Here is a 20,590-nt window from a genome sequence, read left to right as displayed (position 1 = left end):
TGCTCCGCAAAACGACTTAATACCGGTTCAGCAAATCCAGAATTTCTTCCCTATCCCCTTTGCGGAACAATTGAAGATTTTCCCGATCGCTAAGAATATCGGAAAGATTTGCGAGTGCATCCAAATGGGAGGAAGAATCGACCGTTGCAAGCACTAAGAACATATTCACCGGATTTCCAACCAGATCGACCTCCTCTTTTACAACCAACAGCGACATGGCAAGCCGGTTCACCCGACCATCCGGCTTTGCATGCGGAAGCGCAAAATAATCGTCGAGAACGATATACGGCCCAAAACGATTCACGCTTTCAATCATGGCATCCACATAAGGCGGTTCGATGGAATGGTCATCCAAAAGGGGTTGAGCCGCCAGCCGTATTGCCTCCTGCCAATTTTCTACATGCTGGATAATTTGAATTCTGTTTCCATAAATAAGGTCTTTGAGCACAGGATTTTTTTCCTCCTTGTTTTCTTGTAACCGAGGGCAGATCAGCCTGCTTAAATTCTTGCGAAGTTGATCTTCATCGAAGATATCTGCGCTTTGACGAATGACATTCATGAGCAATTCAACATCATACGCGTAGGAAAACCCGGAAAAATCAAGCAATTTATTCATGATATGCTGTATGTCCATTTTTGTAAGAATCGGGTTGACAACCATCACATTTTCATAGCCCGGCAATTCAATCGTAGAAATGATATAGTCATAGCTTCCGGTATAGTGGGGAAGGCTGCTCATCGCAATGGTGTCCACGACTTCTACGGCTGGAATATATTTATAGAGCTGAATTTTTAGTGTTTTCGAAACCATCAATCCATTCGGGCAAACGAGGAGCACTCTGTTCCTGCGCACTCCGTTGCTCCGGCTGCCGGAAAGATAGCCACCGAAATAGGCTGTAATGTATCCGATTTCTTCATCGCTCATATTGCTTAGTTCACGGAACTCTTTCCCGTTTTCATAAACAACCGAACGAACAATTTTGTAAAGCGATCCATGCTGCACATTGATTTCAGAAAGGCAGGGGTTGTTTACCGGAAAATGAAACTTGATGCGGTAGTAGGACGAGAGCAGGTGCCGCTTAATATTCTCTTTGAACTCCTCTTTGGACTCCAGAGTAATCGCCGTTCTGGACTCAAATTTTTCAATCAAGCGGTTTACGTAACGGTCAATCCGGCTGTCATCCACCTGATGGTTCCAGCTGGGAAGGGACGCAATGTAAGCGGCGAGATACTGCCATTCATGCAAGTTTTCCGTATCGATTAAAGCGGAAAGCGCATGGAAGTAAGAGAACTCCTCCGTTTCGGCGAAATCGCCTTCCGCCTGCACAAAATGCCTTTGCGCGATCCTGCGGCTGACAAAAGCGAGAAACACAGAAAGGTTTCCAAGGGAATAGTCCGTCAATTGAAGGTTCTGGTCTTGGTTAAACGCAACAACCCGCGGTGAAATTCGGCTGATAAGATCCACGTTTTCCTGCATAAGCGCCAGATAAAGCTCTCGGATTTTTATTTCGTTACCCAAAACAGAATATTGCGGTTTTGTCCGAAGGGAAAGCCCTTTCCCTTTTAACAGGCGCTTAATCTCCTCTATATCACTAATACAGGTGTTTTTGCTCATTCCCATCTCGTCAGCGAGTTTTTCAAGCGTGAAAGGTTCTTCGTCCAAAATCTTACCGAGGATATAATTCTGTCTGCTGTAAGCCGCATAAGGGTCAACCGGACCCGCGCCGCTGATAAATTTTCGCAGGGCGTTATAATTGCCAATACAGGCAAATTTTTGCCCGATTCTTCGGATTTGGCCGCAGCCTTTAATCTGGTGGTTAATGCTTTCAATATCATAATACAGTGTTCTTTTTGAGATTTTAAACGTATCAAGAAGCTTCTGCAAGGTCGCACCGTTGTTATTAAAAATAAAACTTAAGATATTGCTCTCCCTGTTTTTCATAATCCTTCTTTCCATCAGCCAAATAGTGACTGTAACCCTCGTTTTTTATTATATTGGATAAATAATAAAGCTCAATACCAATCTATTGCACACGTATTGCACAAGAACTATCCAAACAGAAGAATCGATTTAGGGATTCTCCATAGATTTCATGAAATAATTATGAATAAAACTCCTATGAATAAGCGCAAGCCGTCGAACGGGCGGCTTGCGCTTTTAAAGAGTATTCGGATTTTTCAGAACCGAAACCGGATAATCTGAATGTTCCCTTAAAGATTTTGCTCAAAATACTTTTTCAGTTCATCTGCAGCTTTCTCCTCATCGGTACCTTCCACGGTAACAGTAATCGTTTCATCCTGCTTAACGGCCAGACTCATAACGGAAAAGATTTTTTTCGCATCTGCCGTTTTGCTTCCCCCTTTATCAATTTTTATTGAGGAGGCATACTGGGCCGCCTGCTTAACAAGCAACCCTGCCGGACGAGCGTGAAGTCCGTCCGGATCCGTTATTTTGTAGGTAAACGTCTTCATTTAAATTCCCTGCCTATCAACAATTTTTCGGAGTTCACGACTCCTTTATATCAATCATAACATAATCCCAACACTTTGCAAGAACATTTCTCTGCACAGGTTTTGCACAGGCAGGAAATCGCTACTTCCCGCATACCGGAGGTGTTCGCATGGCAGCAAATAAGGCCCGTCTTCTTCATGAAAACGGGCCTTATTTAAGCATTTCACAAATACTTTTTTTGCTCAAATTTACTTTCTGGGTGCTATGCGGAGATAAAACGTCAAAAGGATTCCCACCATCAAACAAAGGACAGTTGTGAGCATCCCGATAAAAAACGTGGGTATCTGATTCCCAATCACATAGATATTGCGGTCGCTGTGGTTGGTATAAGACGGCTGCTGAACGGCTGCCTGTATCGCCTGCTGATCCTCCTGTCCGGCTTCGGCAGGTACTGCGGCGGCATACTTTCCCGCCTGTTTCGTTTGCCTTGTCTTTACGCTGTTCTCTTTCTTCCGTGTTTTCTGGTTCTGACTGGAAGCTTTCCCCTTTGGCAAGGTTTCGCTTTCGAGCCTGTCCGGCTCCTCATTGGAAACAGGTACCGGTTTTTCGCCGCGGAAAACCGTTATAACATATTCGGTCTTTACCTTTTTATCGGCTGACGTTACCGTCGCAATAATTGGCGTTGTCGTTCCTACTTTATACAAGGACTTCCGGTTAATACGCACCGTTCCGCCGTCCCGTGCGGCAGCGGAAAACTCGATGGAATCCACATGGCTGTCCACATACAATTTGTATTTATAGACATCGGGAGAAAAGGGAGGAATCAGCTCGCCCTGATAGGGCTGGAGCGAAGCAAGCGAAGCTTCATCGGAAGGCTCTTCCTTCGGGGGATTCACAACCGCCGTCAAAGTTTGATTAACGGAAACATCAAGACGCATTGCATTATAATTGCAAACGTCGTTAATGTGCGCCCCTATATTTGCTTTTCCCGCAGGCGCATTGTTCTTTACCTGAAAGACAAACGACAGAATATTCCCGGAAAGCTCCGGCGCCGTTGGATGATCCACATTACACACATACACACTACGGATGGGATTCCCAGTACTGTTGGTGTACATGGTGCCGCTTTTAATCTGTGCCGACGTTTCTGTGCGTACAAAACTGAACACCGCGGCATCATAGTCAATCGCCATACGAAAGCCCGCAGCGGTATCAGCCGTCTGGTTTGCAATAAGCTGTACCTTTATAAAATCACCGGCAGACACAGACGATTTATCCAGGCTATATGTAAAATAAGGAACCGGATCCGCACTTGCGCTTACCTTGATTACCGTAAGGCATAAGAAAGCGAAAACAAAAGTGAAACAACACGTATGCCTCTTCACAGCTTATCCTCCCGCTTATAAAAAATCAGCCGTGCCGTCAAACGGCAAAGCTGATCTCATCTTTTCTACATATCATTAAGCGGTAACAGTTTGACTCATGCCGTTTTCATGGCTATCACGCAAAAGCTTCTTGCGCAGAATTTGCAAACGGAAACGGTTATAACGCTGTATAATCGCAAACGGCAAATTGCCCAGCATGATCATGAAAGAAAAGACTAATCCGACTAACAATGGATTAATCAACAGGATGACCACCGCGCAGATACAGTTTTTCATATGCATCCATTCGCCGCGGCAGGTTTCAAAAATGAATTCGTCAACATACTCTATGGAAATATCCGTAAGATGTTCTTTCGAAAAGCCGCCCTTCCCTATATGCTGCGGAACCTTATCCTTCCAATATTGAATCTTCAGCTTCTCCCGGTACCAACGACCGCCGTGTTCCCACTCTCTCGGGGCAAACCGTTCTTTTTCCGGGGTGAATTTGGAATGCGGAAGGTAAACGCAAGCAAAAAAGACTGTTAAATGCCATACGAAAATAATGAACAAATTCCAAAGATACATGTTTAGAAATGAAAGATTTTTCAGCATTTAATAATGTCCCCCTACAATCCTATTCAAAAGCACATGCCCTATTATGACACATATATGCTTATTTGAACATAGACATTATAATCCATTTGTAGATTTTTCGCAAGAAGAAGGTCAATTCCGCTTCTTATATTTCTCCACAATCATATTAGCACATTTGTAAACATCCCCGCCGCCCAGCGTAAGGATTAAATCCCCTTTCTGCGCATTGGCGGTAACATATGCGGTGATTTTCTCAAATGTTTTAAACCATACGCTCCCGGGAATCTTTTCCGCCAGATCTTTGGCGTAAATATGGTAGGTATTTGTTTCGCGCACCGCCAAAATTTCGGAAAGGACAACCCTGTCAGGAATGGAAAGCGCCTTTGCAAACTCATCCAGAAGCATATAGGTTCTGGAATACGTATGCGGCTGGAATACGGCCCATACCTTGCGGAAGCCCATCTGCATGGCCGCCGTCAGCGTAGCGGTCAGTTCCGTGGGATGGTGCGCAAAATCGTCCGCCACCGTAATTCCGTCAAAAGTTCCCAGAATTTCAAAGCGCCTGTGCACACCGGTGAACCGCCCAAGACTGGCTGCGATTTTCTCCGGCTCCACGCCGAGCTGGTCGGCAGCAGCAAAAGCCGCCAGCGCATTATATATGTTATGCTTTCCCGGTATGACCAGTTGTACGTCCGCGACTTTTTTTCCGTTCTTTACAACACTAAAGCTTTCTCTTGCTTCTTTTGTGTCCGCTATATTCTCCGCGTGAAAATCATTCTTCGCATCCAAGCCGACTGTTACAATGGACGCATGCACAAGACCTTCCACCGCTTTCATGGAGTTTGCGTCGTCCCCGTTAACAATCAGCGTTTTGGAAGTCTGCTTTGCGAACCGGCGAAACGACTTGATGATATTCTCCACCGTCCCGAAATAATCGAGATGGTCGGCGTCCACGTTCAGAATTACGGAAACCTCCGGATGCAGTTGCAGAAACGTATCCACATATTCGCAGGCTTCACAGACAATCGTACCGGAATTGCCGACACGGCCGTTCCCGCCGATCAAGGGCAGCTTCCCGCCGATAACGGCGGAAGGATCCTTCCCGGCGTCCAGCAGGATCTGGGTGATCATCGCGGTGGTCGTCGTTTTTCCATGTGTACCGGAAACCGCCACCGGATGCGGATAGCGCCGGGTAACGATTCCCAGCATCACGGAGCGCTCCACGGTCGGAATTCCCTTCGCACGCGCGGCCATCAGCTCCGGGTTATCGTTTTTTACAGCCGCCGTATAAACCACCATGTCGGCGTCGCCAATATTTTCGGCCCTATGCCCCATGAAAACAGGAATTCCGTAGGAACGAACCCGGGCAAGCGTATCGGATTCATTCATATCCGACCCGGTCAGCTCGAATCCCCTGCTATGCAGGATTTCGGCAAGGGGGCACATCCCGGAACCGCCGATCCCCACAAAATGTATTTTTTTCACATCTGATAATTCGTCATGATACTCCATCTTCGAATTGCTCCTTAAATATAAATATATGTTTACAGTCTGCCGTTATGTAGCGGCCCGGCAAATCTTGGCAAATCGAGAAAAGTGGCAGCCATGTGCCTCACGGCTGCTTTCTTTGTTAACACATTTGAAATGTCTTTTTTCTTTCTATTATATTGCCATACCCGTTTATAATAAACATATTTTTGAATATTTGCAACAGAAAATATTAATTCGCCGGAATATCACACTGACCGTCCGACTCCCATAGTATAAAGGAAAGAAGTGTTCGGAGGTTTGAGTGATGATTGATATAAATAGTTTTGGCGTTCTAGGAGGAGACAAACGACAAATCGCTCTGGCTGAATCCATCGCATCGGACGGTTACACCGTATATGCTTTTGGATTTGAAAACGTTGAATTTTCAAGGGATGTCAAAAAAGCGGGACTGGAAGAAACAACAGCACATTGTGAAAATCTGATTCTGCCCCTCCCCGTTACAACCAACGGGCTGCACCTGAACGCACCGTACTGTCAAGAAAAAGTGGAGTTAAACGACAGCTTTGCAGAGCTTATGCGCGGAAAACAGGTTTACGGGGGCATGATTGGAAAGCTGATTCAAACCAGCGAGGTCTGGGACTCCATTGATATTTACGATTATTACAACCGGGAGGAATTTACCATTCATAACGCAGTACCGGCAGCCGAAGGAGCAATCGAAATCGCCATGCGCGAGTATCCCGGGACCATAAACGGCAGCAAATGCCTTGTTGTCGGCTTTGGAAGGATTGGGAAAGTCCTTGCCTGGATGCTGCGCGGCATCGGCGCGGCAGTAACGGTAAGCGCCAGAAAGCACGCGGATATTGCCTGGATTGAAGCGTACGGATACACCTCCGTTTTCACGGATAATATCTGCGAAAAGGAACAATACGACGTGATCTTTAATACCGTTCCCGCTATGATTTTTAACCGGCGGATACTTTCCAAAATGCATGCAAAACCGTTGATTATCGACCTTGCATCCCAGCCGGGAGGCGTTGATTTCGAATCTGCTGAAAATCTCGGCATCAAAGCGGTGCACGCCCTCTCCCTTCCCGGAAAGGTGGCGCCAAAGGCAGCGGGAGAAATCATTAAAACGACCATATACAACATTATGGAGGAGTAAGGAATGGATAGCATGAGAATCGGATACGCTCTTTGCGGCTCCTTCTGCACTTTCTCAAAAGCGATCGAACAGATGCGGGGGCTTGCCGAAGCGGGATACGCAATTTTACCAATAATGTCGCAAAACGCCGCTTCAACAGACACCCGTTTCGGTAAAGCGGATGATTTCATCTGGGAAATCGAAGACATCTGCGGAAGGAAGGTTCTGAAAACAATCGTTGATACCGAACCGATCGGTCCAAAAAAAATGCTTGACCTGCTGATTGTCGCGCCCTGTACTGGAAACACCCTTGCGAAAATCGCAAATGGAATTACCGATACAAGCGTAACCATGGCGGTGAAATCCCACCTGCGCATCGGCCGCCCGGTGCTGCTGGCCCCGGCGACGAACGACGCGCTCGCGGCTTCGGCCCAGAACATCGGAAGGCTGTTAAACTGCAAAAACATTTATTTTGTCCCGATGCGGCAGGATGACCCGGAAAACAAGCCGTCCTCGGTCGTCGCGGATTTCAGCCTCATTCCGGCCGCCGCGCTCTGCGCGCTGGAGGGCAGGCAAATGCAGCCGGTCCTGCTGGGAAACAGATAATATTTATTCATGTTTCTTGTAATAAGATCAGGAAATATGTTATTATAAAAGATAAAGAAACGGAAGTGAAATTATGCTGTATTGTTCCAAATGCCAATTGCTTGTAAACGACAAGATGCAGCGCTGCCCGGTATGCAGCTCCAAAAAACTCAGGACGCTGGAACAGGATGATCCGGTGCTTCTGATGACGGCTTCCGAAGAAAAAGCCGGGATGATCCGCGCCGCCTTCCGGGAAAAAGGCGTTGTCTTTGAAGAACGCAACTGCGGTATCGGCGGTCCGCCCGCCGCGATTGTGGGGAAGCCCTCAAATACCGACATAAATTTTTTTGTACGGTACGGGGAACTGCATGCCTGCGAAGACATTCTCCGCGGCATTGGAATTTTGGACGCTTCCGATGCTGAGCTACAAAAGCCTGCGAATAAAACGGATCGTACAGATAATTCGGACTCCACACCGGAGGAAGCCCCGGTGGAAATGAGCGCTGGAAAACGTTTTTTCATCCGGGCCGTTTCCGCGATTGTGTTTATATTTTTAGTCTGGGGTGTGGTTGCCTTCGCAGATTGGGCGGCGGAAGCCTTAAAAGCCTTTTTCACCAGATAAAATGATAATATAAAGGAGATTGAAAATGAGCCAGTATCACATTGACACAAGGTGTATCCACGCCGGTTACGAGCCGGAAAACGGCGCTCCGCGCGTACTGCCGATTGTTCAGAGCACAACCTTCCAATATGACAGCGCGCAGACGCTCGGCGAATTGTTTGATTTGAAAGCCGACGGCTTCTTTTATACACGTCTGGGAAACCCGACCATTGACGCAGTCGAGAAGAAAATCGCGGCGCTTGAAGGCGGTGTTGGTGCGATGCTAACCTCCTCCGGGCAGGCAGCCTCTCTGATATCCGTTTTCAACATCTGCCACGCCGGCGACCATGTCGTAAGCTCCAGCGCTATTTACGGCGGTACCTTTAACCTCTTTTACAAAACAATGAAGGAAATGGGGATTGAATTTACATTTCTTCCCCCCGACTGTTCCGAGGAAGAACTGAATGCTGCATTCAAGCCCAACACGCGCTGCGTTTTCGCCGAAACGCTTTCTAATCCGTCCTTGATTGTTACGGATCTGAAAATGTTTGCAAAGACGGCGCATGCGCACGGCGTGCCTTTGATTGTTGACAATACCTTCCCCACTCCGATAAACTGCCACCCCTTTGCATTCGGAGCGGATATCATAACACATTCCACAACAAAGTACATGGACGGCCACGCCGTTCAGGTTGGCGGGGCCATTGTGGACAGCGGAAATTTTGACTGGAACAACGGGAAATTCCCCTGCTTGACGGAACCGGACGAATCCTATCACGGGATTATTTATACGCAGCAATTCGGAAAAGCGGCTTACATCACAAAGGCCCGCGCGCATCTGATGCGCGACCTGGGCGCGCAGGCAAGCCCGACAAACGCCTTCCTGCTCAACCTGGGGCTGGAAACGCTGGGCGTCCGCATGGAGCGGCATTGCAAAAACGCCCTTGCCGTCGCAGAGTATCTGGAACAGAGCGAAAAAATCGCATGGGTGAATTATCCCGGTTTAAAGAGCAACAAGTACTATGACCTTGCGAAAAAATATATGCCAAACGGCACCTGCGGCGTTATCTCCTTCGGCGTGAAGGGCGGCAGGGAAGCGGCGGCAAAATTCATGGAGGGGCTGAAACTTGCCTCTATCGTCATTCACGTGGCGGATCTGCGCACCTGTGTGCTGCACCCGGCAAGCACCACGCACCGCCAGCTCAGCGACGAACAGCTGAAAGAGGCCGGTATCGGTCCAGACATGATCCGGATGTCGGTCGGCATTGAAAATGTGGAAGATATTCTTGCCGACATCGACCAGTCCCTTGCAAAACTTTAATCTATATTGCAACATAACAGAAGCGGCGGAGCATCACGCTCCGCCGCTTATCTTTAGATTATATTTAAGGGATTGCAGCTTAAAAGTATTAATTAAAGGTATAAAGGGATTTGTACGGGTTTTTCGTATTCGGGGTTAAAACAAAGAAGCCCTTCGACAGCACTTCTTTTTTATCAATTCCAAAGACAGCACAGAATTCGTCGAGCCAAACGTCGATTTCCGCCATATCCTGTGGCGTGGCAGGGGTCGCCTGCACCTGCTTCGGCAAATCCGGAGGAAGCTCTTCGCAGCGAAGATAAATCCTGCCGCCGTGCATCCCCGTACCGCAATGGCTGCCGACCGGCGCTTTTTTATCAGAATTTAGCCCAAGCACAATAATCGTACCGCCCGCCTGGTATTCGCCCAGAAAGCTTCCGGCCTCGCCGCCGATGATTAAGAGCGGATGATGCGTTTGATACGCCTTCATATGAATGCCCGCGCGGTATCCGGCGTTATGGCGGACGAAAATTTTCCCGCCGCGCATAGCGTAGCCTGTCGCATCGCCGCTGTTCCCGTTGATAATGATTTCCCCCTCGTTCATCGTGTCCCCCGTCGCGTCCTGCGCGTTTCCGTTTACGCGGATGGTTCCGCCGTTCAGATAACTCCCCAGATCATTTCCCGGGATTCCGTTGATCGTAAGGCGCTTTCCGCTCATGCCGGACCCGATGTACCGCTGTCCCATGCAGTTATCAATCATAATTTCCGTGTCTTTCGCGAAACGCACTTCGTTATTTAAATCTTGAAAGTGCTTCTTCTCCGCGTTAATTTTCATTTCTGGCACCTCCAAGTTTTACGGCCCGTTCAGCAGCGGTAAACGCCATGAGCTGCGGCTTTTCTTTAATCAATTCGTAGTCGATGCTGTCCAGCGGAGTCCTTTCCCGAATCAGGGAGGTATAGATGCCGGCTCGCGCCACGTCCCCGATTAAAATATATCCCTTTAAAAGATTGTCTTTGGATACCATCTTTTTATAATTGCTGCCGTTCTTTACAACATACGCCTCGCCGTCATAGCTTCCGGCGGTAACAATGTGCAGCCCGAAGAAACCGACCGCGTTCATCGGAATTGCCTTATTGTAGCTCTTTTCTCCACCCGCCATGGTGATTCCCGCGGTTTCTCCCTGCATGTAGGCATTCGGAAGAAGCGCGAGCACCCGCTGCTGATTGACCGTAATATCCAGGCTTTCGCTGCAATCGCCCGCCGCGTAAACATCGGGAAGATTGGTTGCGCAGTGAGCGTCGGTCAGAATTCCCCTATTCACCTTACAGCCAATGCCGGCGGCTAGCTTCGTTTCGGGCCGGACGCCGACCGCCAGCACCAGAAGATCAAATTCAAGCTCCGTTCCGTCTTTCAGGCACGCGGTGTTTTTATGGAACTGCGCCACGCTGTTGGCAAGGTAAAATTGCACGCCCTGCTCCTCAATATGCTTCCGTACAATTTCAGAGCCCTCTTCGTCGAGGATGCTTGGCAGGATACGCGGCGCCAAATCCACCACGGTTACTTTCTTTACCTTGCGGAGAATTCCCTCCGCGCATTTCAGGCCGATAAGCCCGGCGCCGAGAATCAGCACGCGGCTTTCGGGATTCAGTTCCGACTGCAGCACTTTCGCGTCATCCAGCTTCATGAAGGAAAACTTCTTTTTTACTTCGTCCAGCCCCGCCATCGGCGGCACAAACGGCGCGGAGCCGGTCGCGAACAAGAGCTTGTCAAACGGGACCTGCTCCCCGTTCTCCAAAAGGACCCGCCTTTTCGTGTAATCTACTTTTTCCACCGCAACGCCAAGCATCACCTTCACTCCGTTGTCCTCATAAAAGCTGTCGGGACGGTATTTCATCCGCTGTTCGTCGGTTTTCCCATAGATAAGGTAAGAAATGAGCGGGCGGGAATACACATGGTACGGTTCCTTCGAGATCACCGTAATGGCTCCGTCCGGATCGACGGAACGGATTCCCTCGATACAGCCGACCGCGGCGGCGGAATTGCCGATAATCACATAATTCATCTCGCTCACCTCTCCTCAAATACAATGGCCCTGTTCGGGCAGCCCTGCACACAGGCCGGCTCGCCGAACGCGTTGTTTGTGCAAAGCTCGCATTTCTGAACAACGCTACCGTCGACGCCCGGCATGATGGCGCCGTAGGGGCAAATCATAATGCAGGTGTAACAGCCGACGCATTTGTTCTTGTCAACCGCAATCACGCCGTTATCCGCACGGAGCGCTCCGGTAATGCAGCTTTTTACGCAGAGCGGCTCCGCACAATGGCGGCAGGAAACCGCAAAGCTGATGCCCTGCTTTTCTTCAATCCGCATTCTCGGATGGATACGAATGTCCTTCAGCGCCTTTACCATATCGTCGCTTCCGGAATTGGCAAACGCACAGTAATATTCGCAAAGATGGCATCCGAGGCACCATTTCTCATTTACATAGATTCTTTTCATCGCTTATTCCCCCGCGTGCTTGATACCCAGAATTTCAAGCTCTTTCTCGTTGAGTCCGATTCCGCGCAGCATCAGGCGGTTGCCTTTGAGCGCTTCGATCGAATTGATGCCCATGCCGCCCATCATTTCCTTTATTTCGTGCTGCCACGCGGAAACGAGGTTGACAAGGCGTTTGTAACCGATATCGGGATTCAGGCGCTTTACAAGGTCGGGCCGCTGGGTTGCAATGCCCCAGTTGCATTTGCCTGTTTGGCAGCTTCTGCAAAGGTGGCAGCCAAGCGCCAGCAGCGCCGCCGTAGCAATGTAAACCGCATCCGCGCCCAGAGCGATCGCTTTCACAATATCCGCGGAGTTTCGGATGCTCCCGCCGACCACAAGGGAAACGTTGTTGCGGATTTTTTCCTGCCGCAGCCGTTCGTCCACCGCCGCAAGCGCAAGCTCGATCGGGATACCGACGTTGTCGCGTATGCGGGTCGGTGCCGCGCCGGTGCCGCCGCGGTAGCCGTCAATCGCAATGATGTCCGCACCGCTACGCGCAATGCCGCTGGCGATCGCGGCCACGTTATGGACCGCCGCGATCTTGACGATAACCGGCTTTTTATAATCGGTTGCTTCCTTTAAGGAGTAGACAAGCTGGCGCAGGTCCTCAATCGAGTAAATATCATGGTGCGGCGCGGGTGAAATCGCATCCGAGCCTTCCGGAATCATGCGTGTACGTGACACGTCGCCGACGATTTTCGCCCCCGGCAGATGCCCGCCGATGCCCGGCTTCGCACCCTGCCCGATTTTAATTTCGATTGCGGCGCCCGCCTCCAGATAGTCCTTATGGACGCCGAAACGTCCCGAGGCCACCTGGACGATCGTGTTCGCGCCGTACCGGTAAAAGTCCTCGTGCAGGCCGCCTTCGCCGGTGTTATAGTAAATTCCAAGCTCCTGCGCGGCCCGTGCAAGGCTTTCGTGCGCATTGTAGCTAATGGAACCGTAGCTCATGGCGGAAAACATGACCGGTACTGAAAGCCCCAGATTCGGCGGAAGGTTTTCCGTTTTTAGGGTGCCGTCCAGATTGCGCTCCGGTTTTTCTGGCCGCTTGCCCAAAAAGGTTCTGGTTTCCATCGGTTCGCGCAGCGGGTCAATGGACGGGTTTGTCACCTGTGACGCATTAATCAGGATTTTATCCCAGTAAACCGGATAGGGCTTTGGATTCCCCATGGAAGAAAGCAGCATGCCCCCTGTTCCGGCTTGGCGGTAAATTTCGCCGATCACCTCGTTTGTCCAGTTCGCGTTCGTCTTGAATGTATGGTCTGTTTTTACAATTTTCAACGCCCTAGTGGGACAGAGCGCTACGCAACGGTGGCAGTTCACACATTTGGATTCGTCGCTCTTCATCAGGTTCAGTTCCTGATCATAGGAATGCACCTCGTTGGCGCATTGCCTTTCACAGACACGGCAAGCAATGCAGCGCTGCGGATTGCGGATTACTTCATATTCGGGATATAAAAAATCAATCGGCATTATGCATCCACCCCCTTGTTCAGCGTTACGATCACCGGTTCTCCGCCCTTTGGCGACCAGATTTTATCCAGGTTCGGTTCGATCGCCCGAATCGCACATTCTTCGCTTGCGACGTAGGTCATGCCGCCCTTTTCGGCAACGACCATGGAACGCAGCTTTAACCGGTCGTTCAAGGCCATCATCCCGCCGCTGAAGCCCAGCAGGATGGAGAACGGACCTGTGATAAGCAGGCTTGAATAGACATTGCGCAGGTACGTAAACCTTTCCTTTTCCTTCTGCGGCAGCCGGTCAATTTCGCTCCAGAACGGGGCGGCAATCACATCCGCCACCTCGTGGAGGGTCAAGTGCTGCTTGCGGTTCAGATAGTCGATGATATAGGTGATGACCTCCGTATCCGTCAGAAGGGTACATTTATAGCCGAACATTTCGATGAACCGGCGGTTCGCGTCATAGGAGGAAATCTCACCGTTATGTACAACCGAATAATCCAGCATGGCAAACGGGTGCGCGCCGCCCCACCATCCCGGCGTGTTGGTTGGGTAACGCCCATGCGCCGTCCAGCAGTAGCCTTCATATTTGTCCAGGCAGTAATACCGGCCAACATCCTCCGGAAAGCCGACCGCCTTGAACACGCCCATATTTTTTCCGCTGGAAAACACATAGGCCCCTTTTATCTGCGTATTGATCTTAACAACACAGCGCGCGACGAATTCCCTTTCGTCCAGCTGCGTATCCTTCAGCAATTTTTCAAACGGAATTCCGAAATAGCGCCAAATGGCGGGTTCATCCGTAATGATCGGCATTTTCCTTGTGGGGATCTTCTCCGCGACGGTTACGTCAAAGTTCGCCATAATTTCCTTTTCACATTCCTCTTTCGCGCGGACGCTGTCATAAAAAACATGAATGGCATACAGATCCTTGTTGCGCGGATAAATCCCGTAGGCCGCAAAACCGCCGCCCAAACCGTTGCTCCGGTCATGCATAGTGGAAATTGAACGGATAATGGCTTCGCCGTTCAACTTCTTGCCGCTGCGCGAAAATATCCCTGATATGGCGCAGCCCGAAGGTATCCTTACATCTCCCTCTAATCGCATAAAACTGGCCCCCTGCAATTTTTGTTAGCAAATTCATTTACACTATCAATATCAATAATGCAATTTTTACATTTTGATAATGCATATTAAATTCTTTTTGGTATTCATAATATATTTTTATAAGGCCTATGTCAATACATATTGCATGATTATATGATCGAAATTGCAATTTGTTGCAATCTGTCATAAAAAAAGCCTGTTATAAACCAGTTTTGCATGAAATATTATCAAATCTTGCAAATTTTGATTTTTTCAGTTGACATTTATCCCTGAACGTCATATAATAATCGCATAACAGCAAAGGCGCTGTAGGGTTTGGCCCTATAGTGCCTTTTTATTTTTTGAAATTTATGCAGGGAGTGATATTCATGGGCAAAGTTCCTGAAATGTTCGGCAGCATGGTTTTCAACGATTCGGTAATGAAGGAAAAGCTGCCTAAGGAAACCTATAAAGCACTAAAAAAAACCAGGGAAGAAGGAAAGCCGCTGGACCCCAGCGTGGCGAACGTGGTCGCGAATGCGATGAAGGAATGGGCCATTGAAAAGGGGGCTACGCATTTTACGCATTGGTTCCAGCCGATGACTGGGATTACCGCAGAAAAACACGACAGCTTTATTTATCCGGTCGAAAACGACAGGGTGATCATGGAATTTTCCGGCAAGGAGCTGATTAAGGGGGAACCGGACGCTTCCAGCTTCCCGTCCGGCGGGCTACGCGCCACCTTCGAAGCAAGGGGCTACACAGCCTGGGATCCGACGAGCAATGCTTTCATCAAGGACGGCACCCTATGCATCCCTACAGCGTTCTGCTCCTACGGCGGGGAAGCACTCGATAAGAAGACTCCCCTTCTGCGCTCCATGAACGCCATCAACAAGCAGGCTATGCGCATTTTACGGCTTTTCGGAAACACCGATGCAAACCGCGTCATTACCACCGTCGGCTCGGAACAGGAGTATTTCCTGATTGACAAGGCAATGTACGAGAAGCGCAAAGACCTGATTTACACCGGCAGAACCCTATTCGGTGCGAAACCCCCGAAGGGGCAGGAACTGGAAGATCACTATTTCGGCGTCATTAAGCCGAGAGTATCCGCTTATATGAAGGAGCTGGACGAAGAGCTTTGGAAACTCGGTATCTTAGCCAAGACGAAGCATAATGAAGTTGCCCCTTCCCAACATGAACTCGCTCCCATTTTTACGACTGCCAATGTTGCTACCGACCAGAACCAGCTCACCATGGAAATCATGAAAAAGGTTGCCACAAAGCACAACCTTACCTGTCTGCTCCACGAAAAGCCGTTTGCCGGCGTAAACGGAAGCGGCAAGCACAATAACTGGAGTATTTCGACCGACACCGGCGTGAACCTTCTGGAACCGGGCGACTCCCCGCGTGAAAACGCGCAGTTCCTGCTTTTCCTTGCCGCAATTATTAAGGCGGTCGACGAACATCAGGATCTGCTCCGCATTTCCGTGGCCAGCGCCGGAAACGACCACCGTCTGGGGGCAAACGAAGCGCCTCCGGCCATTGTTTCCATATTCATCGGCGACGAGCTGATGGGCGTTCTGAAATCCATTGAAGACGGTACGGCTTATAAGCAGAAGGACAAAGCCTTCATGAAAATCGGCGTGGACGTCCTACCAACCTTCCCGAAGGATTCCACCGACCGCAACCGTACCTCCCCGTTTGCCTTTACCGGCAATAAATTTGAGTTCCGCATGCTCGGCTCCACGGTTTCCATCGCCTGCCCGAACATAATGCTCAACACCATTATTGCGGACGCATTGTGCGATTTTGCAGACGAGCTTGAAAAGGCGGAGGATTTCAACAGCACCTTGACGGAACTGATTCGGAAGACCGTGAAAGAGCACAAGCGCATCATCTTTAACGGCAACAATTATTCCGATGAGTGGGTCGAAGAAGCGAAAAGGCGCGGGCTTTTAAACCTGCGTTCCACCGCGGACGCCCTGCCCTACTATATCAGCGATGCAAATGTAAAACTGTTTGAAAAGCAAGGGGTATTCTCTAAAACAGAAATCCATTCCCGCTACGAAATACAGCTTGAGAATTACTGCAAGCAAATCCATATTGAAGCGTTGACGATGGTGGATATGGTGAAAAAAGATATCCTCCCGGCGGCATGTTCGTACATGAAGGATATCAGCAAGGAAGCCATCAATAAAAAGCAGCTCTGCGCAGATATCTGCTGCGAACTGGAAGAAACGCTTCTGAAGAAGCTTTCTACGCTCAGCGCCGAGCTGTACAAAAAAACCGTTGTGCTGAAAAGCTCCGTAGAGCCGGAAAAAGAATTCAAGGATGTTCTGGAGCAGGCGCAGTATTACCGCAATACGGTTTTTGCCCGAATGGAGGACGCCCGCGCGATTGCGGATGAAATCGAAAGTCTGGTCGGCAGAAAATACTGGCCTTACCCGACCTACGGTGATCTGCTTTTCAGCGTAATCTAAACCTTCCTGTTTTCTTCCTGATCCGCCCAAGGCTTGCAGTCCGCGGACGGAATCAGGATGCAGGTTCCCCGTTTCTTTTAAGTACAAGATCTTTACATATCTTCCTATATAAAGGGCGCGGTTTGTCTGGCAGGCCGCGTCCTTTATATTTTCCAGATTTTCACAGGCATTTCCGCTGTATGGTTTATTTTGCTTGCAATACTGGAACAATCCCCTCATAATAAAAAGCATATGTGTTATAATTTTGTTGGAGGGATGACCATGAAATCCAAAAGAATTCGATCGGCGCTATGCGCCATTACACTTGTGTTCTCCATATCTGTCTGCGCCGCGGCGCAAAGCGCGCAGGATTGGCCACAGTTTTTAGGTTCCCCGCAAACTCCTGGCATTGCCGCCGCCAAAACCCCGGTAAATCCGTCGGCCGCGAAGCTGCTGTGGTCAATAAAACACAGTACGACCAGCGAATACAATGGAATGAAAATGGAAAGCAACGCCTGCGGCACCCCGATTGCCGTTGGCAATTCCCTATATCTGACCCTGTCCAGCGGCACACTTCTAAAGTTGGACGCACAAACTGGTAAAACTTTGGCATCCGCTTCCTGCAAGGATATCCCGCCTTATAATTCGCAAATCGCCTGCGGCGACGGAAAGATTTTCGTACCGCAGCAAACATCCGCCGGCGTGCGGATTTCCGCATTCGATATGAACAGCCTTGCCTCCGTATGGCAGAGCGATACCATCGCCTACGGTTCATCCGCACAGCAGATTGCCTCTCCCATTATGTATTACGGCCACAAAATCTATTTCGGAACGTATACGCAGGACCCCAAGACCTATGCCTACAATTCCGGCGTGTACGCCTGCCTTTCTGCGGAAAACGGCAAAACCGCCTGGAAGCATGAAAACGCGGCCGCAGGCTATTACTGGAACGGCGCCGCTGTGGTCGGCTCCGCCATCGCGGTTTCAGACACAGCCGGCAATGTTTCCACCTACCGCCTTGCGGACGGTTCCCCGGTCAGCACCGTTTCAGCAGGCGGGCCGGTGAATTCGACTCCCTGCTATGCAAACGGGAGGATTTACGTTTCCGTAAAAAGCGGCTATATCTATTCGGTAAAAGCGAACGCGAATGGGCAGATCGTCGCGGGCACCGCTTTAAAATCCGCTGCTTTGGGAAACAACATCTCCTCCAGCCCCGTCGTATACAACGGCAGGCTCTATGTCGCCGGGGGCGGTTACGGCGCCGCAACGCCTTTCTCCGTATTAAACGCGGCGGATTTGAAAACCATTTACCAGATCAAGGGAATCCAGTCCCAGTCCTCCCCCTTGGTCACCACCGCCTACGCGACCGCCGCAAACAAGAACCGGGTGCTTATCTACGTTACAAAATACGGAACGGCTGACCAAAATTCCGTGTTCTCGAAGGATTCCTCCTGTGTCTACGTTATCTCCGACCATGAGGGGCAGACAAAGCCTTCCTATGAAACGCTGTTCACCCCTTCCGCCGCGCAGAGCTGTTCGCAGAGCCTGACCTGTTCCGCCGACGGCACGCTGTTTTATTACAACGACAGCGGAAACCTATATGCAATCGGCAGCAAATCGGCTATGCCCGCCCTGAAAACCGGGGAGAATGCTTCCGTATGGATTGCCTCCGTCATTTTGGCAGGCATAGCTCTGGCTTTCCTGCTGAAAACAAAAATAACCCATAAAGGGGCGGACAAACGGTGAAATATATTAGAAAAATCTTTGCTCTGTTCTGTATTTTCGCCGTTCTTTCCGGATGTAAGGCGAAGTTTCCTTCCCAGCATGCGGCAATCTCGGCGGGCGCACCTGAAAGCTCCGCTATTTCCTCAGAAATAGCGGGCCAGGGGGAAACTTCGGGCGCCGCTTTCTCCGCGAACGTTTCACAGACCGCGCCGAATACGGCCTCTTCCGGTTCCGCAAAAATGATAAAAAAGGAATTGCGCTGCACATTGTTTATCTCGTGCAACGATATTTTGAAAAACCGGGAAAAATTTAGCGAAGACAAACTTTCTCTCGTACCAAAGGATGGGGTTATCCTCGCGGAAAAGAGCGTGGAAATCAAAAACGGGGAGACAGTTTACGACGTGCTCCTGCGCGAAACGAAATCGAATGGCATTCCGATGGAATCCGCCTCTGCTCCTGTTTATCAGTCCATTTATATAAAAGGAATTCACAATATCTACGAAAAAGATTTCGGCGCATCCAGCGGGTGGACATACACGGTGAACGGAAAACAGCCCCCTGTAGGCTGTAACCAATATCAATTAAAAAACGGCGATAAAATTCAGTGGCTGTTCATTTGCGGCGCTTAAGGCACCGTACCTTTCCAGACTATTTTCTTAAAAAAACTCAAAAAATAATAAGGGAGGAACTTCTCCGTTTTTCGTTTTGCAGTTCCTCCTTTTTATTTAAACAATATATAAGATTTTGTTTTTCCCGAAGCGCCGGCCGATCTCCTGCCTTAAAAATTGCTCCCCCGACGCGCGCAAAGGGGCAGTATAGCAGTATTTCCCCCGTCCCCTGCCCGTCATCTGCCCTTTGTGAAAAAGCTGTACGGCGTTTGGGAATGCCTCCGTATTGATTGCATTCTGAACGTAGCTATACGTCATAAAAATGATTTCAATAAACATGCTCTTTTTCACAGCCGGTGAAAGCCGTTCCTCCAAAATATCCAGAAGCTCACGATAAAGAAGCTCCCAATTTTCCAGCAAAATAACCGGCGCAATCAAAAGCCCGACGCGATAGCCCGCTTCACCAAGCCGATTGACCGCGGCTATCCGGTTGAAAAGCGGAGATGTTCCGAATTCCACCTTCGAAATAATCTCCTGCGGATTCACGCTCATCCGCGCAATCACCCGTCCACGGTGATCAAGCGTTAACAAGGAATCCACCGAATCAAATTTCGTGGGAAAGGTAAGAAATCCTTTCTCCAATTTTGCAAACTGCTCAATTGTCCACGGCAGATTGCCGGTAATCGTATTTTCCAGTATCAGGTCGCTGTTGCTTCCGATTTCAAAGGTCAGATCGCGGTCCGCGTTTAAAGCGGTCTTCATGAGCTTTCGCAGCATTTCCTCCCGGTTTACAAACAGCCTTAAATACGAACATTTATTATAGTTACACACCAAATAGCAGTACAGGCACATTGCGCTGCAGCCGGAAGATGTGTACGGCACCAGGAAATCGGAAACCTTATGGTTTGGAACATACTTATGGGTTTTGCGCACCCCGACAACCAGATACCGCTTCATGCGGGCAAAATCGCTGTTGGGCCGGGTGCGAAGCTCGTCAATCTTGTTATGGCTCTCTATGGGAATCCACGGCGCGTTGGAATAGCGTTCGCGCAGGGCTTTGCCAAGCGGATAGTCCAGCGCGGCAGGCTCGTAATAAATCTGCTCCGGATACAAGGCGGATCGCCTCCTCCGGATTAGTATGACTTAAGCTGCTTTTCTTATGTAAGCCATTTCGGATTACAG

The 20,590-nt window shown here is 49.6% G+C and carries 18 protein-coding genes; 7 read left to right on the top strand and 11 right to left on the bottom strand.

Annotated features, from left to right (window positions below):
- Positions 1-16 precede the first annotated feature (16 nt).
- The 5 genes from P9B68_RS09485 to murC all read right to left on the bottom strand — a co-directional run bounded on the left by P9B68_RS09485 (position 17) and on the right by murC (position 5,922).
- Positions 17-1,942: a BglG family transcription antiterminator gene (locus tag P9B68_RS09485; protein WP_167875154.1), complete on the bottom strand. Its 1,926-nt coding sequence runs from the start codon at positions 1,940-1,942 to the stop codon at positions 17-19.
- Between the two features lie 269 nt (positions 1,943-2,211).
- Complete coding sequence (locus P9B68_RS09480) at positions 2,212-2,472, bottom strand: HPr family phosphocarrier protein (protein ID WP_135658139.1); 261 nt, start codon at positions 2,470-2,472, stop codon at positions 2,212-2,214.
- A gap of 228 nt (positions 2,473-2,700) precedes the next feature.
- Entirely contained in the window at positions 2,701-3,837 is a 1,137-nt protein-coding gene (locus tag P9B68_RS09475; protein ID WP_135658136.1) for a cadherin-like beta sandwich domain-containing protein, read from the bottom strand.
- A gap of 75 nt (positions 3,838-3,912) precedes the next feature.
- Complete coding sequence (locus P9B68_RS09470) at positions 3,913-4,428, bottom strand: glycosyl-4,4'-diaponeurosporenoate acyltransferase CrtO family protein (protein ID WP_135658134.1); 516 nt, start codon at positions 4,426-4,428, stop codon at positions 3,913-3,915.
- Between the two features lie 114 nt (positions 4,429-4,542).
- Complete coding sequence (gene murC, locus P9B68_RS09465) at positions 4,543-5,922, bottom strand: UDP-N-acetylmuramate--L-alanine ligase (protein ID WP_277668925.1); 1,380 nt, start codon at positions 5,920-5,922, stop codon at positions 4,543-4,545.
- Between the two features lie 283 nt (positions 5,923-6,205).
- Between murC and dpsA the strand changes: the two genes are divergently transcribed.
- The 4 genes from dpsA (at position 6,206) to P9B68_RS09445 (ending at position 9,552) form a co-directional block, all read left to right on the top strand.
- A complete protein-coding gene (dpsA, locus tag P9B68_RS09460; RefSeq protein WP_243112931.1) occupies positions 6,206-7,066 on the top strand; it encodes a dipicolinate synthase subunit DpsA in 861 nt (286 codons plus the stop codon).
- 3 nt (positions 7,067-7,069) lie between these two features.
- Complete coding sequence (locus P9B68_RS09455; protein ID WP_135658130.1) at positions 7,070-7,651, top strand: dipicolinate synthase subunit B; 582 nt, start codon at positions 7,070-7,072, stop codon at positions 7,649-7,651.
- A 73-nt stretch (positions 7,652-7,724) separates the two neighbouring features.
- On the top strand, positions 7,725-8,252 hold the full coding sequence (locus tag P9B68_RS09450) for a hypothetical protein (protein WP_135658128.1): 528 nt from the start codon (positions 7,725-7,727) through the stop codon (positions 8,250-8,252).
- Between the two features lie 25 nt (positions 8,253-8,277).
- The gene (locus P9B68_RS09445) at positions 8,278-9,552 is read left to right on the top strand and encodes an O-acetylhomoserine aminocarboxypropyltransferase/cysteine synthase family protein (RefSeq protein ID WP_135658126.1); all 1,275 of its coding nucleotides are present in this window, start codon (positions 8,278-8,280) and stop codon (positions 9,550-9,552) included.
- Between the two features lie 88 nt (positions 9,553-9,640).
- Here P9B68_RS09445 and P9B68_RS09440 read toward each other — a convergent pair whose 3' ends face one another.
- From P9B68_RS09440 to P9B68_RS09420, 5 genes are read right to left on the bottom strand one after another with little or no spacing between them, the layout of a single operon-like run.
- Positions 9,641-10,363 (bottom strand): GltB/FmdC/FwdC-like GXGXG domain-containing protein, encoded by a 723-nt coding sequence (locus P9B68_RS09440; RefSeq protein WP_135658124.1) that lies wholly within the window; start codon positions 10,361-10,363, stop codon positions 9,641-9,643.
- A complete protein-coding gene (locus P9B68_RS09435; RefSeq protein WP_277668924.1) occupies positions 10,353-11,591 on the bottom strand; it encodes an NAD(P)/FAD-dependent oxidoreductase in 1,239 nt (412 codons plus the stop codon). The genes P9B68_RS09440 and P9B68_RS09435 overlap by 11 nt, the downstream gene beginning before the upstream one ends.
- A 5-nt stretch (positions 11,592-11,596) precedes the next feature.
- The gene (locus tag P9B68_RS09430; protein WP_277668923.1) at positions 11,597-12,028 is read right to left on the bottom strand and encodes a 4Fe-4S dicluster domain-containing protein; all 432 of its coding nucleotides are present in this window, start codon (positions 12,026-12,028) and stop codon (positions 11,597-11,599) included.
- Between the two features lie 3 nt (positions 12,029-12,031).
- Complete coding sequence (locus P9B68_RS09425) at positions 12,032-13,540, bottom strand: glutamate synthase-related protein (protein ID WP_277668922.1); 1,509 nt, start codon at positions 13,538-13,540, stop codon at positions 12,032-12,034.
- Entirely contained in the window at positions 13,540-14,634 is a 1,095-nt protein-coding gene (locus tag P9B68_RS09420; protein ID WP_135658117.1) for a class II glutamine amidotransferase, read from the bottom strand. Before P9B68_RS09420 ends, P9B68_RS09425 begins: the two co-directional genes overlap by 1 nt.
- A gap of 368 nt (positions 14,635-15,002) precedes the next feature.
- Between P9B68_RS09420 and P9B68_RS09415 the strand changes: the two genes are divergently transcribed.
- The 3 genes from P9B68_RS09415 (at position 15,003) to P9B68_RS09405 (ending at position 19,429) form a co-directional block, all read left to right on the top strand.
- Positions 15,003-17,096, top strand: a complete 2,094-nt coding sequence (locus P9B68_RS09415) for a glutamine synthetase III family protein (protein ID WP_135658115.1) — start codon at positions 15,003-15,005, stop codon at positions 17,094-17,096.
- 261 nt (positions 17,097-17,357) lie between these two features.
- Complete coding sequence (locus tag P9B68_RS09410; RefSeq protein ID WP_277668921.1) at positions 17,358-18,821, top strand: outer membrane protein assembly factor BamB family protein; 1,464 nt, start codon at positions 17,358-17,360, stop codon at positions 18,819-18,821.
- Complete coding sequence (locus P9B68_RS09405; protein WP_277668920.1) at positions 18,818-19,429, top strand: DUF4430 domain-containing protein; 612 nt, start codon at positions 18,818-18,820, stop codon at positions 19,427-19,429. Before P9B68_RS09410 ends, P9B68_RS09405 begins: the two co-directional genes overlap by 4 nt.
- A gap of 96 nt (positions 19,430-19,525) precedes the next feature.
- Here the strand turns inward: P9B68_RS09405 and P9B68_RS09400 are convergent, their stop codons facing one another.
- On the bottom strand, positions 19,526-20,521 hold the full coding sequence (locus tag P9B68_RS09400) for an SPL family radical SAM protein (RefSeq protein WP_207669543.1): 996 nt from the start codon (positions 20,519-20,521) through the stop codon (positions 19,526-19,528).
- Positions 20,522-20,590: the final 69 nt, after the last annotated feature.

This window comes from Caproiciproducens galactitolivorans (genome assembly GCF_029266045.1).
GTDB classification, from domain to species: domain Bacteria; phylum Bacillota; class Clostridia; order Oscillospirales; family Acutalibacteraceae; genus Caproiciproducens; species Caproiciproducens galactitolivorans.
The sequence above is the reverse complement of the archived record's forward strand: the minus strand, read 5'-3'. Positions and strand labels throughout refer to the sequence as shown.

What these genes read in the sequence shown, in the direction of transcription:
- P9B68_RS09485 (WP_167875154.1), bottom strand. Translation starts at nt 1,942, where the DNA reads ATGAAAAACAGGGAGAGCAATATCTTAAGTTTTATTTTTAATAACAAC.
- P9B68_RS09480 (WP_135658139.1), bottom strand. Translation starts at nt 2,472, where the DNA reads ATGAAGACGTTTACCTACAAAATAACGGATCCGGACGGACTTCACGCT.
- P9B68_RS09470 (WP_135658134.1), bottom strand. Translation starts at nt 4,428, where the DNA reads ATGCTGAAAAATCTTTCATTTCTAAACATGTATCTTTGGAATTTGTTC.
- murC (WP_277668925.1), bottom strand. Translation starts at nt 5,922, where the DNA reads ATGGAGTATCATGACGAATTATCAGATGTGAAAAAAATACATTTTGTG.
- dpsA (WP_243112931.1), top strand. Translation starts at nt 6,206, where the DNA reads ATGATTGATATAAATAGTTTTGGCGTTCTAGGAGGAGACAAACGACAA.
- P9B68_RS09455 (WP_135658130.1), top strand. Translation starts at nt 7,070, where the DNA reads ATGGATAGCATGAGAATCGGATACGCTCTTTGCGGCTCCTTCTGCACT.
- P9B68_RS09450 (WP_135658128.1), top strand. Translation starts at nt 7,725, where the DNA reads ATGCTGTATTGTTCCAAATGCCAATTGCTTGTAAACGACAAGATGCAG.
- P9B68_RS09445 (WP_135658126.1), top strand. Translation starts at nt 8,278, where the DNA reads ATGAGCCAGTATCACATTGACACAAGGTGTATCCACGCCGGTTACGAG.
- P9B68_RS09440 (WP_135658124.1), bottom strand. Translation starts at nt 10,363, where the DNA reads ATGAAAATTAACGCGGAGAAGAAGCACTTTCAAGATTTAAATAACGAA.
- P9B68_RS09435 (WP_277668924.1), bottom strand. Translation starts at nt 11,591, where the DNA reads ATGAATTATGTGATTATCGGCAATTCCGCCGCCGCGGTCGGCTGTATC.
- P9B68_RS09430 (WP_277668923.1), bottom strand. Translation starts at nt 12,028, where the DNA reads ATGAAAAGAATCTATGTAAATGAGAAATGGTGCCTCGGATGCCATCTT.
- P9B68_RS09425 (WP_277668922.1), bottom strand. Translation starts at nt 13,540, where the DNA reads ATGCCGATTGATTTTTTATATCCCGAATATGAAGTAATCCGCAATCCG.
- P9B68_RS09420 (WP_135658117.1), bottom strand. Translation starts at nt 14,634, where the DNA reads ATGCGATTAGAGGGAGATGTAAGGATACCTTCGGGCTGCGCCATATCA.
- P9B68_RS09415 (WP_135658115.1), top strand. Translation starts at nt 15,003, where the DNA reads ATGGGCAAAGTTCCTGAAATGTTCGGCAGCATGGTTTTCAACGATTCG.
- P9B68_RS09410 (WP_277668921.1), top strand. Translation starts at nt 17,358, where the DNA reads ATGAAATCCAAAAGAATTCGATCGGCGCTATGCGCCATTACACTTGTG.